The following is a 14,785-nucleotide window of genomic DNA, read 5'->3' as shown; positions in this document are numbered from 1 at the left end:
TACTGGTGGGGCAATCGTATCGCAGGAACAGCATGGTGGACCACAATCCGGGGCTGTATCACGAAGTCTTCCACAGCACGGACGTTCCGATGCTGATTACGGATACGAACTTCACGTTCCGGGATATCAACGCTGCCGGACTCGACCTCCTCGGCTACGAGTACGACGAAATCGTCGGGGAGTCGGTCGGCATCATCGCTGGCGACACCGAGACGTACCACCAAATCGTCGAGGAACTCGTCGCCGGCGAGACGTGGTCCGGTGAGTTCGTCGTCTGCAAACGAGACGACCGCGTCATCTACGGAAACGGGTTCGCCACTCCAATCGTCGTCGACGACGAGGTCAGAGGGTTTCTGGCGCTCTTTCTCGACAACACGAAACAACAGCAGTACGAGAGCACCTCCGAGGTTCTCAACCGCCTCTTGCGACACGACCTGCGTAACGAACTGAACGTCATCTACGGCTACACACAGCAAATCGAAGACCGGGTCGAAGACGAACAGGCACTCAAAGAGCTCCGGCTGGTCCAAGACCGGGTGCTCGATATCGTCCACAAATCGGAGCGTGCCCGCAACCTCCGAGACCTGCTCGAACGGTCTCACGGCTCGTCGAACAGACCGATTCGACTCGACGTGGTCCTCCAAAACGCGGTCGTCGATGCCATGATTGAGTTCCCTGACGCGGAGTTCGAGTTCGGCGAGGTTCCGACGCTCTCTGTCGTCGGCGACGACTTGCTCGGTGAAGCACTCGAATGTATCCTCGAAAACGCCGTCGAACACAACGACAAGGAGACTGCAACTGTCGAAGTCGGCGTCGAACGCGAGGGTGACGACGTCGTGGTTCGTGTCGCCGACAACGGCCCGGGCGTCCCCGAAGACCAACGTGACCTCATCTTCGGCCGCGAAGAGTACGACCAACTCCACCACGGCACGGGTATCAGCCTCTTTTTCGCCGACAGCGTCATCTCGTCGTACAACGGCGACCTCTGGGTCGAGGACAACGACGACGAGGGCGCGGTCTTCTGTCTTCGCCTCGAAGTTGCGGACGAAGACCCGACCGAGTGACCACTGCCTGCGGGCTACTCGTCGTTTGGTTCGTCCGCTTTTTCTGACATCGGTCGCGCCGGAACGCCCGCCACGGTCGCCCCGGGCGGCACGTCGCGCGTCACGAGTGAGTTCGCCGCCACCTGCGCGCCTTCGCCGATTTCGACACCGGGGAGAATCGTCGCTTTCGCGCCAATCATCGCCCGTTCGCCGACGACGACCTCACCGGTTCGGTACTCGTCTTGCAGGAACTCGTGACACAGGATGACCGAGTCGTAGCCGATTATCGCGTGGTCTTCGACCGTCACCAATTCCGGCCAGAACACGTCCGGCGTCGCCTCCAACCCCCACGAGACACCCGTTCCGACCGTGACGCCGATTTGCCGGAGCGCCCAGTTTCGAATCCGAAGCGACGGGGCGATGCGGGCGACGAGGACGAACACGTAGTTGAGCATCACCCGCCAAACGGGTTTCGCGTCGGTCCAGTACTGAAGCGAGTTCAGCGGTCCCGGCGTCGGGTGGTGGTCGATGCGGTCGTGTCGAGGGGTGTCGTCGTCGGTCACGCCAGTCGATTCGGTGGCAGTGCTAAAAGTGGCACCGTCGTGCGTCGGAGAAATCACGGGGCTGCTGGGATGTCACCCGCCGCAGCCCGCTGGACTGTTATTCGCCGCGAAGTTCGGCCATGTGGTCGATGCGCTGCTGGACGAGCGTCTCGGTCCCGATGTCGTGGCGGATGTGGAACCCGTCGCCAGCGGCGGCGAGGGCGTCCTCGGCGAGTTCCTCCGCGCCGGAGATACTGTCCGCGACGCCGACGACGGCGAACGACCGAGAGGTCGTCGTGTACAGGCCGTCGTCGCGGGCGTCGACGCTCGCGTAGTAGAGGAGCGCACCGGCGTCTTCGTCCACCTCGACTTCTATCTTCGCGCCCGCCTTCGGGTCGGTCGGGTAGCCCTCGGGGACCGCATATTTGCAGACGGTCGACTGGTCGGCGAAGTCGAGTTCCGGAAGCGACTCGCCTTCGCGTGCCGCGACGAGCACGTCGAGGAACGGCGTTTCGAGAACCGGCAGCGTGTTCATCGCCTCCGGGTCGCCGAAGCGGGCGTTGAACTCGATGACCTTCGGCCCCTCGGTCGTCAGCATGAACTGACCGTAGAGGATGCCCTTGTAGTCGGGCAGCGCGTCGACGACGGCTTCGATGACCTCGACTGCGGCCTCGTAGTCGCCTTCTTCCATGAACGGAAGCGACGGCGTCACGTCGGTGTAACTGCCCATGCCGCCGGTGTTCGGGCCTTCGTCGCCCTCGTAGGCACGCTTGTGGTCCTGCACGGCGGGCGTGACGCGGAACTCGCCGTTGGCGACGAACGCTTGGATGGTGAACTCCTCGCCGACGAGGCGCTCTTCGAGGACGACGCGCTCGTAGTCCGAGTCGCGGAGGTACTCTTTGGCCTCCTCGGGCGTCACTTGGTCGCCGATGACTTTCACGCCCTTGCCGCCGGTCAGACCCGCGGGCTTGACCGCGAGGTCGCCGTCGTACTCGTCGATGTAGTCGCAGGCCGCCTCCATGTCGTCGAAGGTGGCGAAGTCCGGGTTCCCCGGGATGTCCTCGTCGCGCATGAACCGCCGCTGGAACGCCTTGTCCGTCTCGATGCGGGCCTCGGCCGCCTGCGGGCCGAAGGTGTAGATACCCGCCTCGTCGAGCGCGTCGGCGACGCCCGCGGCGAGTCCCGCTTCCGGGCCGACGATTGCCAGCGTCGCGTCCACGGACTCGGCGTAGGCGACGATGTCGTCAGCGGCCGTCTCGGAGATGGTTTCGAACTCCGCGGCCAATTCGGCGATACCGGGGTTTTGGTTGCTCGCACAGGCGTACAGGTCGCAGTCAGGGGCCAGCGCGCGGGCAATCGCGTGCTCGCGGCCGCCGCCACCGACCAGCAGGACGGTCTCGCTCATACTCGCATACCCTGCGCACGGGAGTGTAAAGATTGCTCTTCTCAAAAGCAGTTCTAATCACAGATGTGCATACAATCGATGTCCATCGCGTCCCGATACGGCCGTAGCGACTTCCGGAACCCCGGCATTCATGTCATATCGTCCTCACCTACGCGCATGGATTCCCCACCGCAAACCGACCGGCGGGAGACGGGATACACCCTCCACGGCGACGACATCGATGACCCGTATCTGTGGTTAGAAGAGTCCGACGACGACGTGGCCGCGTGGACGGCGGCGCAAAACGAGTACGCCGACGAGTACCTCCACTCGCTGGACGTTCGCGAGTCGCTCAGGCCACGGTTCGAGGAACTGGCGCGGACGACGACGTACATGGCTGTCAAGCCTCGTCCGAACGGCTACTTCCAGCGTGTCCGCGACGCCGACGCCGACCACCCGGTCCTCACGTTTCGCCCGGATGTAGCCGCCGACAGGCGAGTCCTCGTCGACCCCAACGAGATGAGCGACGACGGGAGCGTCTCTGTCGACTGGTACGTTCCGAACCCCGACGGTACTCTCGTCGCCTACGGAGTCGCCGAGGGTGGTGACGAGCAGTACGACGTTCGAATTCTCGAAACCGAGTCGGGCGAACGACTCGAAGAACTCACCGGCGTCGGCCAGACCGGACCGTGGGGCTTCAGTTGGACGGACGACGGGTTCTACTACCTGACCACGGGGTCGATAGACGACGGCGGCCAACTGGACAAGGCGGTCCGATTCCACGAACTCGGCAGCGACCCGGCGGACGACTGGACGCTCGCAGACGACTTCTCGGCGCAGGTGTGGCCAGTGGTTGAGACAGACGCCGACAGCGACTACGTCGTCCTCGGCGAGAGCGACGGGTGGGAGCGAACCGACCTCTACTACGCCGAACTCGGGTCCGACGAACTCCACCCACTCGTCGTCGGCGAAGACGCTATCTTCCACCCGACGCTCGACGGGAGCGACCTCTACGTGAATACGTCGCTCGACGCGTCGAACTACCGCGTGGCCCGCGCGTCGCTGGACGCTTCGGACCCGAGCGAGTCGTTCGAGACGCTGGTCGAAGCGCGCGACGACGCCATCGCCAAGGAACTCGACGTAATCGGTGACAACCTCGTCGTGAAGTACCTCCGCGACGCCGCTCACGAACTCGTCGTCTTCGACCGCGACGGGACCGAAGTCGAGACGGTTCCTGTCCCGGGCCGCGGGTCTGTCGCATCGTTCGGCGGCGAGGACGACCTGTTTTTCACGTACGAGTCGTTCACTGAACCGTCCACAGTCCGCCGGTTCGACTTCGGCGCAGACGGGACGTCAGTCGTGGACAGTCCCGATACCGAACTCGAAATCGACGTGACCGTCACCCAAGAGTGGTTCCGGTCGGCTGACGGGACCGAAGTTCCGGCGTTCGTCGTTCGCCGTTCGGACCTCGAACGCGACGGCGACAACCCCACAGTCCTGTACGGGTACGGTGGGTTCGAAATCAGTCTCACACCGTTCTTCCAGCGGTTCTTCATCCCGTTCCTCGAATCGGGCGGCGTGCTCGCCGTCGCCAATCTCCGCGGCGGTGGCGAGTTCGGTGAATCGTGGCACCACGCGGGTCGCCGCGAGCACAAACAGCGGGTCTTCGAGGACTTCTTCGCCGCAGCAGAGTTCCTCGTCGAGGACGGCTACACTTCGCCGGAGCGACTCGCCTGTTTCGGCGGCAGCAACGGCGGCCTCCTCGTCGGAGCGGCGGTCACTCAACGCCCGGACCTGTTTGCGGCGGCAATCTGCAAGGTCCCGCTCCTCGACATGCTTCGGTTCCACACTTCGCTCCTCGGAGAGACGTGGACCACCGAGTACGGGTCGCCCGAGGACCCCGAGGCCTACGAGTACATCCGAGAGTACTCACCGTACCACAACGTCGAGGCGCGCGAGTATCCGGCTGTACTCTTTTCGACCGCTGAGGGCGACGCCCGCGTGGACCCGTTCCACGCCCGGAAGATGACCGCCCGCATGCAGGCCGCACAGGAAGGCGACGACCCGATTCTCCTGAAAACTCGGTCGAAGACGGGCCACGGAACCGGGAAACCGATTTCGACGGTCGTAGAAGAGAACCTCGACGGTTGGGTGTTCCTCGACGACCACCTCGACGTGTTCTGAGACGGCTCGCCCGCCGGGGACGCGACGGTGACTCGCCGCCTCCACGCCGCTTTAGTTCACGGGGTCCCGACTTCGAGACATGACCGACCCGGTGGGACGCAACCGACTCGACGACGAACAGAGTCCCTATCTTCGCCAGCACGCGGACAACCCCGTCAACTGGCAACCGTGGGACGACACGGCGCTCGAAGCCGCCCGCGAAGCGGACAAACCCATCTTCCTCTCTATCGGCTACTCGGCGTGTCACTGGTGTCACGTCATGGCCGACGAGAGCTTCTCGGACCCCGACATCGCTGAGACGCTCAACGAACACTTCGTTCCGGTCAAGGTCGACCGCGAGGAGCGACCCGACCTCGACCGCATCTACCAGACCATCTGCCAACTCGTCACCGGCGGCGGCGGGTGGCCGCTCTCGGTTTGGCTCACCCCGCAAGGAAAGCCCTTCTTCGTCGGGACGTACTTCCCGCCGGAACCCCGACGCGGTGCGCCCGGGTTCCGCGACCTCGTCGAAAGCTTCGCCGAGTCGTGGCAGACCGACCGCGACGAGATAGAAAACCGCGCCCAGCAGTGGACGAGCGCCATCCACGACCAACTCGAAGACACGCCCGACACGCCGGGTGAGGCACCCGGTTCCGAGATTCTCGAACAGACGGTGCAGGCTGCGCTTCGCGCTGCCGACCGCGACGACGGTGGCTTCGGCGGCGGCCCGAAGTTCCCCCAACCCGGCCGCATCGACGCGCTCCTTCGTGGGTACGCAATCACCGGCCGCCGCCAGGCACTCGACGTTGCGGTCGAATCCCTCGACGCGATGGCCAACGGCGGCTTGCGCGACCACCTCGGCGGCGGCTTCCACCGCTACTGCGTGGACAAAGACTGGACCGTCCCGCACTTCGAGAAGATGCTGTACGACCAGGCGGGACTCGTGCCCCGGTATCTCGACACCTACCGTCTCACCGGGACCGAGGCGTACGCCGATGTCGCGGCCGAGACGTTCGAGTTCGTCCGCAGGGAACTCTCTCACGACGACGGCGGCTTCTTCGCCACGCTCGACGCCCAATCCGGCGGCGAGGAGGGCACGTTCTACGTCTGGACGCCAGACGAGGTTCGCAGTCTCCTTCCCGAACTCGAAGCGGACCTCTTCTGTGACCGCTACGGCGTCACGCCCGGCGGCAACTTCGAGAACAAGACGACCGTGCTCAACGTCTCGGCGACCCTCTCCGACCTCGCCGAGGAGTACGACATCTCGGAAGACGAGGTCGAAGACAAACTCGCAGAGGCCCGAAAAGCCCTCTTCGCCGCTCGCTCGGGCAGAGAGCGCCCCGCCCGCGACGAGAAAATCCTCGCTGGCTGGAACGGCCTGATGATTTCGGCGTTCGCGCAGGGCGCAGTCGCCCTCGAAGACGACTCGCTCGCAGACGACGCTCGCCGCGCGCTCGACTTCGTGCGCGAGCACCTCTGGGACGCGGATGCGGGACACCTCTCGCGGCGCGTGATGAACGGCGAGGTCAAAGGCGATGGCTACCTCGAAGACTACGCCTTCCTCGCCCGCGGCGCGTTCGACCTGTATCAAGCAACCGGCGACGTAGACCCGCTCGCCTTCGCACTGGACCTCGCTCGCGCGATTCACCGCGAGTTCTACGACGACGCGGCCGGGACGCTCTACTTCACCCCCGAAAGCGGCGAGGCCCTCGTGACGCGCCCGCAGGAGGCCACCGACCAGTCCACACCGTCGAGTCTCGGCGTCGCCACCTCGCTATTCCTCGACCTCGAACACTTCGCGCCCGATGCTGGCTTCGGCGAGGCCGCCGACACCGTCCTCGAAACCCACGCGAACCGCATCCGCGGCAGCCCGCTCGAACACGTCTCGCTCGCGCTCGCCGCCGAGAAAGCCGCAAGCGGGGTTCCAGAACTGACCGTCGCGGCCGACGAGATGCCCGCCGAGTGGCACGAAACGCTCGCCTCGCGGTACCTTCCGGGTCTCGTCGTCGCACCTCGGCCAGCCACCGACGACGGACTGGACGCGTGGCTCGACGAACTCGAACTCGACGAGGCTCCGCCCATCTGGGCCGCCCGCGAAGCGGACGGGGGCGAACCGACCGTCTACGCCTGCGAGAACTTCACCTGCTCCGCGCCGACTCACGACATCGACGAGGCGCTGGCGTGGTTTACCGCGGGACGGGACGACTGAGAAGCGGGGTTGCTTCCCCCGCCTTCTCCTAAACAGAGTTCAGTGGCGGTGTCCGTCACCCATCATTCGACACCGACCAGCACGCCCTGCTCTTCCGCCCGGTACGACGACAGATACATTCGGTTCTCACCGGCAACGGGTGCAAAGCCCATCTTCCCGTCGAGTTCCAGCGTCCACCGGGGGTCGCCGGAGTCCACGTCGAGGGCGTAGGCGACCGCCGCATCGTCGCTCTGGGGGTTTTCTGTCGCGGCGACGACCGAGTTCGCAGTCACCATGGGATGCGAACGGAGGTACGTGTCGGCTTCGTAGCGCCAGCGAACGTCGCCGTCGTCGCGACCGAACGCGACTGCTTGTGAGCCGCCGGTGGCGTACACGCGCTCGTCGTCGACTGCGAGGCGGCCGAAGCGACGGTCTCCGGTCGGTTGCTCCCAGACGCGACTTCCATCAGTCATATCGAGGGCGTGAATCGCGTTCGCACCGGAGAAGTAGAGTGTCCCGTCGACGGCGGTAATCGGGTTGATGTTCTCGCCCCGGGCGGCTTCCCACACCACGTCGCCCGTCTGGAGGTCGAGCGCCGCGACGACGGACGCGTGGTCGTCTTCTGATTCGTTGTTTTCGCCGTCCGGGCTGAAGACTGAACCGACGTAGACCGTGCCGTCGACGATAGTCGGCGTCGTCAAGAAGACGTGCCCCGACTTCGAGTATCGCCACAGTTCCTCGCCCATCGTGTCGAACGCGATGACGTGGTCCTGCTGTGCGAGACAGACGACCCCGTCCGCGGCACTAACCGGGCGATTTACCGACCCACCGAGTTGCGCGTGCCACCGAATCGCTCCGGTTCGGGCGCTCACCGCATAGAGGCTGTAGTGGCCCGCGTCGCCGACGTACACCGTCCCGCGGTAGACGACCGGCGGGCACCCGGCGTACGCCCCATGCGGGTCGCCGAAGACGGTCCGCCATCGCTGTGTTCCCGTCTCTCGGTCGAAGGCGAAGAGCGCCCCGACGGGGAACCGGCCCCCCTCGTCGTCACGTACTCCAGCAGAGAGGTACACTGTGTCCCCGGACACAGCCGGCGTTGTCACTGGACCGTCGTTCTCGATACGCCACGTCTCCATTGGGTCGGTCACTGAAAGCGACGGCGCACGGCGCTGATTTGCAGGCGTGGGTCCCTGTTGGGGCCAGCCCGCGTCTTCGTTTGGGAGGGGCTCGGTGTCTCGTGGGCCACAGAGGTTCTGGGCGTTGCACCCTGCGAGAGCGGCGGCACCGAGTGACGCGAGGACCTGTCGTCGTCTCATCTGGTCGGTGTACTCGGCCGTATCGTATCAGTCCTCCGACACCGTGAAACGAAAACGACTCGACCGCGACTCAGTTCGACAACTGCGCTGCGAGGTAGACCGCGATGGGGTCGGCTTCTTCCTCGACGAATCGGGCGACTTCCTCGCCGTCGAGTTCGACGACGACCGTCGGGATGTACTCGATGTCGTACTCCTCGACGCGGGGGCCGATTTTCGACCCGTCGTCGGCTTTCTCGACCGGGTAGTGTTCGATGCGGTCGGTATCGACGCCAGCCGCGTCCAGCGCCGCGCCGAAGTCCGGCAGTTGGTCTTGGCAGTCGCCGCACCAGTCGCCGCCCCAGACTTTGAACGTGTAGTCGTCGCCGCCGAGGGTCGCAACGGCCGCTTCGTACCCGTCTGCGTTCCACTCGGGGTTCGGTTGCATCGTCTCCAGCGTCTCCGCCTGTGCCATGGGCGGGTGTAACGAACGCGCGGATTTAACGGGTGCGCTCGCGGCGGGGTTCGCCACGGTCGCTTGGCTCATCCCCCTCAGCAGCCGAACAGTGGCCGAATCGTCCGGCTCCGCCAGTCGTTTAGGTGCGCGTGGTAAACCGGAGAGCGATGGACGACAGTATCCTCGACGCTATCGGGTCCCCCTTGGTCCGCGTCGACTCGCCCGCCGGGTCGACCATCGCAGCCAAAATCGAGTCCAAGAACCCCGGCGGGTCGGCGAAAGACCGCCCCGCGCTGGCGATGGTCGAGGCGGCGGAAGACGCAGGCGACATCGAACCCGGCGACGAACTCGTCGAACCGACCTCCGGGAACACGGGTATCGGATTGGCGGTGGTCGCGGCCGCGAAGGGCTACGACCTGACTATCGTCATGTCCGAGTCGATGTCTCCCGAGCGTCGCGAAATCATGCGCGCCTACGGTGCGACAATCGAACTCGTCGAGGGCGGCATCTCCGACGCGAAAGACCGCGCCGACGAACTCGAATCTGAGGAGGGAATGTACCAACTCCGGCAGTTCGAGAACCCGGCGAACCCGAACGCCCACTACCGAACGACCGCAGAGGAGATACTCGACCAAATCGGCGACCGGCAAATCGACGCCCTCGTCGCCGGAATCGGTACCGGCGGCACGATTTCGGGGAACGGCCGCCGCCTCAAAGAGGAGTTCCCGTCGATGACCGTCGTCGGCGTCGAACCCGAACAGAGCGCCGTCCTCTCGGGCCACGAAGTCGGCGACAACGAGTTTCAGGGGATGGGGCCGGGATTCGTCAGCCCCAACCTCGATACCGACCTGCTCGACGACGTGGAAATCGTCGCGGTCGAAGACGCCGAAGCCGAGTGTCGAAGACTCGCCCGCGAGGAGGGTATCCTCGTCGGCCAGTCCTCGGGTGCATCGCTGCTCGCAGCCAAGCGTGTCGCCGAGCGCATCGCGGAGCCTGCCGCTCCCGACGCAGAGCAACCGCTCGTTGTCACGGTATTCTGGGACTCCGGCGAGCGATACATGTCCACCGGAATGTTCGACTGACGGTTTTTTTTCTGGCTCTTCTCGTCTGAATCGTCGCTCTCGGCTGAATCGTCGCTCTTGTTCGAATCGCTGCTATCGGCCGAATTCGTCTTCGCCGACGCGGACGACCACCGTCTCTTCGACGTCCCGAAGGTCGTAGGAGGGGACCGACCCATCGACTCGCGTCACGTACATCGGTTCGACGAGACGGCCGTCTTCGACGCCGTAGATTGCGAGGTGGTCACCGGTCTCTTCCGGCGAGACGTGGCCGTCTCGAACGTCGCGGGCGAGGTCGCGAGAGAGCCACTCGTCGGCTGAGATGGAGGGTTCGAGGACGAGGCAGGCGTCTGCGAATCGGACGAGATACCAGTTGAGGTCGTTGAGGAGCGACACCGCCGCGCCGATGCTCACCGTCTCGACGCACAGCGAGTTCTCGAACGGCTCGGTGATGTCGTACGTCGAGAGCGCCGCGCGGGCGGTCTCTCGCGACAGCAACTCGTACTGGAGGTGAACGTCTTCGGACCCGACGATACAGACCTGCGTCACGTCGGAGAGGACGGTATGGATGCGGTAAAGCGGTTCCGATACTCTGGCATCGTGGGAAAAAATCGACTGGGTTCAGGTTCGCGTCCGGTTTCGCGCCGCCTCGGCCGCGAGGTCGAAGAGGTCGTCCGGTTCCGCCCGCTCGACGGCGGCGAGAGACGCGTTCGTCTCTGGATACGACGGAGCGACGCGCTCACACCCCACCGGAAGCGTGGAGTCGTGGAAGGTTCCCAACTCGCGCGCTTCGGCGACGATATCCGTCTTGTCGCGGGTCAAAAGCGGCCTATGAACCGGGTACTCGGTCGCAGCGGACGTGACGGCGAGGTTCTCGCCGGTCTGACTCGATTTCTGCGCCAGCGACTCACCGGTCACGATGGAGTGAGCGTCTTCCTCGGCGGCGACTTCGGCGGCGATGGCGAGCATCACCCGACGAAGCGAGAGCATTCGCGTGTCGTCGACGGTGTCCATCAGGCGATCGACCACGTCGCCACCGGGGACAACGTGGACGCGCATGTCGAAGTTCGGCGCGCGGCGTCCGATAGTTCGGACGGTCTGGACGGCCCGTGCGCGGTGGTCGGCACCGCCGAAGTCGCCGAGGTCGACGTAGACGGGGACGATTTCGCACCCGCGGCGCATCAGTTCCCACATCGCGACGGGCGAGTCGATGCCGCCGGAGATGAGCGCGACCGCCTTCCCCTGTGTCCCCAGCGGAATGCCGCCCGGCCCATCGAATTTCTGAATCGAGACGTACGCGGTGTCTTCCCGACACTCGACGCGATAGGTGTGGGCTGGATTGTCGAGGTCGACGGGCGCGTCGGTGGCTTCGACGACGGCGCTGCCCGCGTCGCGCTCGATATCGCGGACAGAAAAGCCGTGGTTCTCTTTGGGACCGATTCGGTCAGCGTCGATTGCGAAACTCGCCCCGTCTGGGTGTTCTGCGGCGAAATCGCGGCACACCGTGACCATCGAATCGAGCGTCGGTTCGCACGCGACAGTCGGTCTGGCCCAGACGACGCCGGGGACCTCGGCACACGCGGCGGCGACCGCCTCGGGGTCGTCGGCGTCGACGACGCGAAGTCGAGACCAGGTTCGTTCGACGCGACCCGAGAGGGATCTGTCGTCGAGGACCGCCTGCAGGTTCTCCCGGAGGCGTTCCTCCATCTTCGCTCGGACGCTCGAACTCTTCGTTCCGACCTCGCCGTAGCCGACGAGGACGACGCGTGCCGTCTCGTTCACACGCCTGCTTCTCGGCCACCACGTTTCAGCGTCTCGTTCCGCTCGTCGGATGTCGTGTCAACAGCACTAATATAATTATATAGTTGCATATAGTACCTTTTACTGAACTGTAATCAGTGGTCGAACCAATATAAACCGCTTAATACGAAACGCGCCGTGTACTGTTTGTAGATTCGACCAGAGCGGTATGTTGTCGTGTGACAGTGACGACGACGCCGCGACGGTCCGCAAGTCGCCGTTATCCAACGATGCCATGACCAACGAGTCGCCTGCCGATATCGACCTCTCGGACCCGCAGTATTATCTCAACCGCGAGCTGAGCGAACTGGCGTTTCAGTCACGAGTACTCAACGAGGCGCTCGACGACAGAAACCCGCTTCTCGAACGCGTTCGGTTCCTCGCCATCTTCACGAAGAACCTCGACGAGTTCTTCATGAAGCGTGTCGGCGGGCTGAAACAGCAAATCGACGCCGGGGTGACAGAGCGAACCACCGACGGGCGGACTCCCCGCGAACAGTGGGAAGAAGCCATCGACAAGGCTCGCCCGATGTTCGAACAGCAGGCGGCGTGTTACCGCGAGGAGATACTGCCGGCGCTCGCTGCCGAGGGCATCCACATCTGTGACTACGACGAGTTGACCGCAGACGAGCAGTCTGAGATGCGCGACTACTTCGAGATGTCCGTGCTGCCGACGCTCACTCCGCTTTCGTTCGACCCGGCGCACCCGTTTCCCTTCATCTCGAATCTCTCGCTCTCGATGGCGGTTCTCACGCGCGGCGGCGACGACGACCCGACGTTCACCCGCGTGAAGATACCGCAGAATCGTCCTCGTCTCGTCGAAGTCGACACCGACACCGACGAGACCCGGTACGTGCTCCTCGAAGAGGTCATCCGCGCGAACCTCGACTTACTGTTTCCGAACGTCGAGGTGCTCGACACTGCGGTGTTCAAGCTGACGCGAAACGCCGAAGTCAGGCGCAACGAGGAGGTCGCAGAGGACCTCATCGACATGATAGAAGAGGTGCTCGAACAGCGCCGATTCGCGACCGTGGTGCGACTCGAAATCGAAGACGACGCATCCGACTCGGTGACAGACCTCCTCGTCGAGCAACTCTCCCTCGACGAGCGAGAGGTCTTCTCGCTTCCCGGCCCGCTCGACTACCGCGAGTTCATGGACCTCACCGACCTCGACAGGCCGGACCTCAAACTCGACTCGTGGACGCCGCAACCGCACCCACGGCTGCACGACTTGGGTCGCAACGAGGCCGGTTTCAAGACCGGCGAGGAGACGATATTCGACGAAATTCGCCGGAAAGACGTGCTGTTGCACCACCCGTATCACTCGTTCGGTGACACGGTCCAGCGGTTCCTCGACGCCGCAGCGAACGACCCGAACGTCCTCGCTATCAAGGCCGCCATCTACCGGACAGCCTCAGACTCGAAGGTCATTCAGGCACTCATCGACGCCGCCGACAACGGCAAGCAGGTCGCGGCGATGGTGGAACTCAAAGCCCGGTTCGACGAGCAGAACAACCTCGAATGGGTCAGAAAGCTCGAAGAAGAGGGTATCCACGTCGCATACGGCACCATCGGACTGAAGACGCACACGAAGACGGCGCTCGTCGTTCGCGAGGAAGAAGACGGTGTGCGTCTCTACTCGCACGTCGCGACCGGAAACTACCACTCGGGAACCGCAAAGGGGTACGTCGACCTCGGCATGCTCACCGCCGACCGCGACATCGGACAGGACCTCGTGAAGGTGTTCAACTTCTTCACCGGTCCCTCGCTCGACGAGGAGTTCCGAAAACTCCTCATCGCACCGGTGACGATGCGCAACGAGTTCACGAAGTGTATCCGGCGCGAGGCCGAGCACGCTCGGGCGGGCCGCCCCGCCCGAATCGTCGCGAAGATGAACGCGCTCGAAGACCCCGGTATCGTCGAAGAACTCTACAAGGCGTCGATGGCGGGCGTCGATATCGACCTGCTCGTCCGCGACATCTGCCGCCTTCGTCCGGGAATCGACGGCCTTTCCGAGACCGTGACAGTTCGGAGTGTCGTCGACCGCTTCCTCGAACACTCTCGCATCTTCTACTTCGAGAACGCCGGCGACCCGGACTACTACATCGGCTCTGCGGACTGGATGACGCGCAACCTCGACAAGCGCGTCGAGGCTATCGCCCCCGTCGAAGACCACGATATCCGCGAGCAACTCCGGTTCATCCTCGAACTCGGCTTCGCCGACAACCGCAAGGCGTGGGAGATGAACGCCGATGGCTCGTACGACCAACTGACGCCGGGGAGCGACCCCGAAGTCAGAATGCAGTCGATACTGATGGGTCAAGCACTCGCCGCGAACACGCAATCGGACCTTCCCATGGGAATGCCCGCGTCGCACCCGAACGTTCCCGAGACGCTCCTCGTCGAGCCGAACCCGACGTTTATGGCGTCCCGAGAGGACTCCGACCAACTGACACCCGATATCGAGAACGGTTCTCCACACCCGATGGGAGTCTCCGGTGCTGCAGACACCTCAGCGCCAACTCTCGTCGACGAATCGGGCCAACCACTCGACGATGCACCGGCCCAGTCCCAGAACGGTGAGGGGACCGAGGTGGTCGCTTCCGAGAACGGTGACCCGCGTGCGACTCTCGACCGCTTCCCCGAGAAGTGGTACGTCCCGAAGAGCAAGCACTACCAGTACGCCGTTCGGACGCCCGACGGCAACCGCGACTACCGGAAGACCGCAGCGGCGGCCGCGAAGCTTCTCACGAAGTACTACGACTCGGACGCTCAGTGACCGGTTTTTCCACTGGTCGAATCCACAGTTCCTGGTTCGCAGTTCCTGGTTCGCAGTTCCTGGTTCGCAGTTCCTGGTT

Annotated in this window: 11 protein-coding genes; 5 read left to right on the top strand and 6 right to left on the bottom strand. The window is 64.2% G+C overall.

The window, feature by feature from the left end; translation table 11 throughout:
• The first annotated feature begins 32 nt into the window (after window positions 1-32).
• Window positions 33-1,064, top strand: a complete 1,032-nt coding sequence (locus tag KU306_RS13460; RefSeq protein WP_258302248.1) for a sensor histidine kinase — start codon at window positions 33-35, stop codon at window positions 1,062-1,064.
• Window positions 1,065-1,078: 14 nt separating this feature from the next.
• Here the strand turns inward: KU306_RS13460 and KU306_RS13455 are convergent, their stop codons facing one another.
• A complete protein-coding gene (locus tag KU306_RS13455) occupies window positions 1,079-1,606 on the bottom strand; it encodes an acyltransferase (RefSeq protein ID WP_074795358.1) in 528 nt (175 codons plus the stop codon).
• Window positions 1,607-1,703: 97 nt separating this feature from the next.
• Window positions 1,704-2,990: a phosphoribosylamine--glycine ligase gene (gene purD / locus KU306_RS13450; protein WP_258302247.1), complete on the bottom strand. Its 1,287-nt coding sequence runs from the start codon at window positions 2,988-2,990 to the stop codon at window positions 1,704-1,706.
• Between the two features lie 156 nt (window positions 2,991-3,146).
• On the opposite strand from purD, the gene KU306_RS13445 reads away from it, so the two are divergent.
• Window positions 3,147-5,153, top strand: coding sequence for a prolyl oligopeptidase family serine peptidase (locus KU306_RS13445; protein ID WP_258302246.1), 2,007 nt, complete (start codon window positions 3,147-3,149; stop codon window positions 5,151-5,153).
• Window positions 5,154-5,232: 79 nt separating this feature from the next.
• A complete protein-coding gene (locus tag KU306_RS13440) occupies window positions 5,233-7,341 on the top strand; it encodes a thioredoxin domain-containing protein (protein ID WP_258302245.1) in 2,109 nt (702 codons plus the stop codon).
• 62 nt (window positions 7,342-7,403) lie between these two features.
• On the opposite strand, the gene KU306_RS13435 is transcribed toward KU306_RS13440, so the two are convergent.
• The gene (locus KU306_RS13435; protein WP_258302244.1) at window positions 7,404-8,636 is read right to left on the bottom strand and encodes an outer membrane protein assembly factor BamB family protein; all 1,233 of its coding nucleotides are present in this window, start codon (window positions 8,634-8,636) and stop codon (window positions 7,404-7,406) included.
• 70 nt (window positions 8,637-8,706) lie between these two features.
• The gene (locus KU306_RS13430) at window positions 8,707-9,087 is read right to left on the bottom strand and encodes a thioredoxin family protein (protein ID WP_258302243.1); all 381 of its coding nucleotides are present in this window, start codon (window positions 9,085-9,087) and stop codon (window positions 8,707-8,709) included.
• A 149-nt stretch (window positions 9,088-9,236) separates the two neighbouring features.
• Between KU306_RS13430 and KU306_RS13425 the strand changes: the two genes are divergently transcribed.
• Entirely contained in the window at window positions 9,237-10,151 is a 915-nt protein-coding gene (locus KU306_RS13425) for a PLP-dependent cysteine synthase family protein (protein WP_258302242.1), read from the top strand.
• 72 nt (window positions 10,152-10,223) lie between these two features.
• Here KU306_RS13425 and KU306_RS13420 read toward each other — a convergent pair whose 3' ends face one another.
• Window positions 10,224-10,676, bottom strand: a complete 453-nt coding sequence (locus KU306_RS13420; protein WP_007540480.1) for a DUF5804 family protein — start codon at window positions 10,674-10,676, stop codon at window positions 10,224-10,226.
• 72 nt (window positions 10,677-10,748) lie between these two features.
• Window positions 10,749-11,909, bottom strand: coding sequence for a tRNA sulfurtransferase (locus KU306_RS13415; protein WP_258302241.1), 1,161 nt, complete (start codon window positions 11,907-11,909; stop codon window positions 10,749-10,751).
• Window positions 11,910-12,162: 253 nt separating this feature from the next.
• Here KU306_RS13415 and ppk1 point away from each other — a divergent pair, with 253 nt between their 5' ends.
• The gene (gene ppk1 / locus KU306_RS13410; protein WP_258303401.1) at window positions 12,163-14,706 is read left to right on the top strand and encodes a polyphosphate kinase 1; all 2,544 of its coding nucleotides are present in this window, start codon (window positions 12,163-12,165) and stop codon (window positions 14,704-14,706) included.
• The last annotated feature ends 79 nt before the right edge of the window (window positions 14,707-14,785 follow it).

The sequence above is a fragment of the Haloferax larsenii genome, assembly GCF_024730625.1.
Taxonomy (GTDB): Archaea; Halobacteriota; Halobacteria; order Halobacteriales; family Haloferacaceae; genus Haloferax; species Haloferax larsenii.
This window is presented reverse-complemented; position numbering and strand designations above follow the sequence as displayed.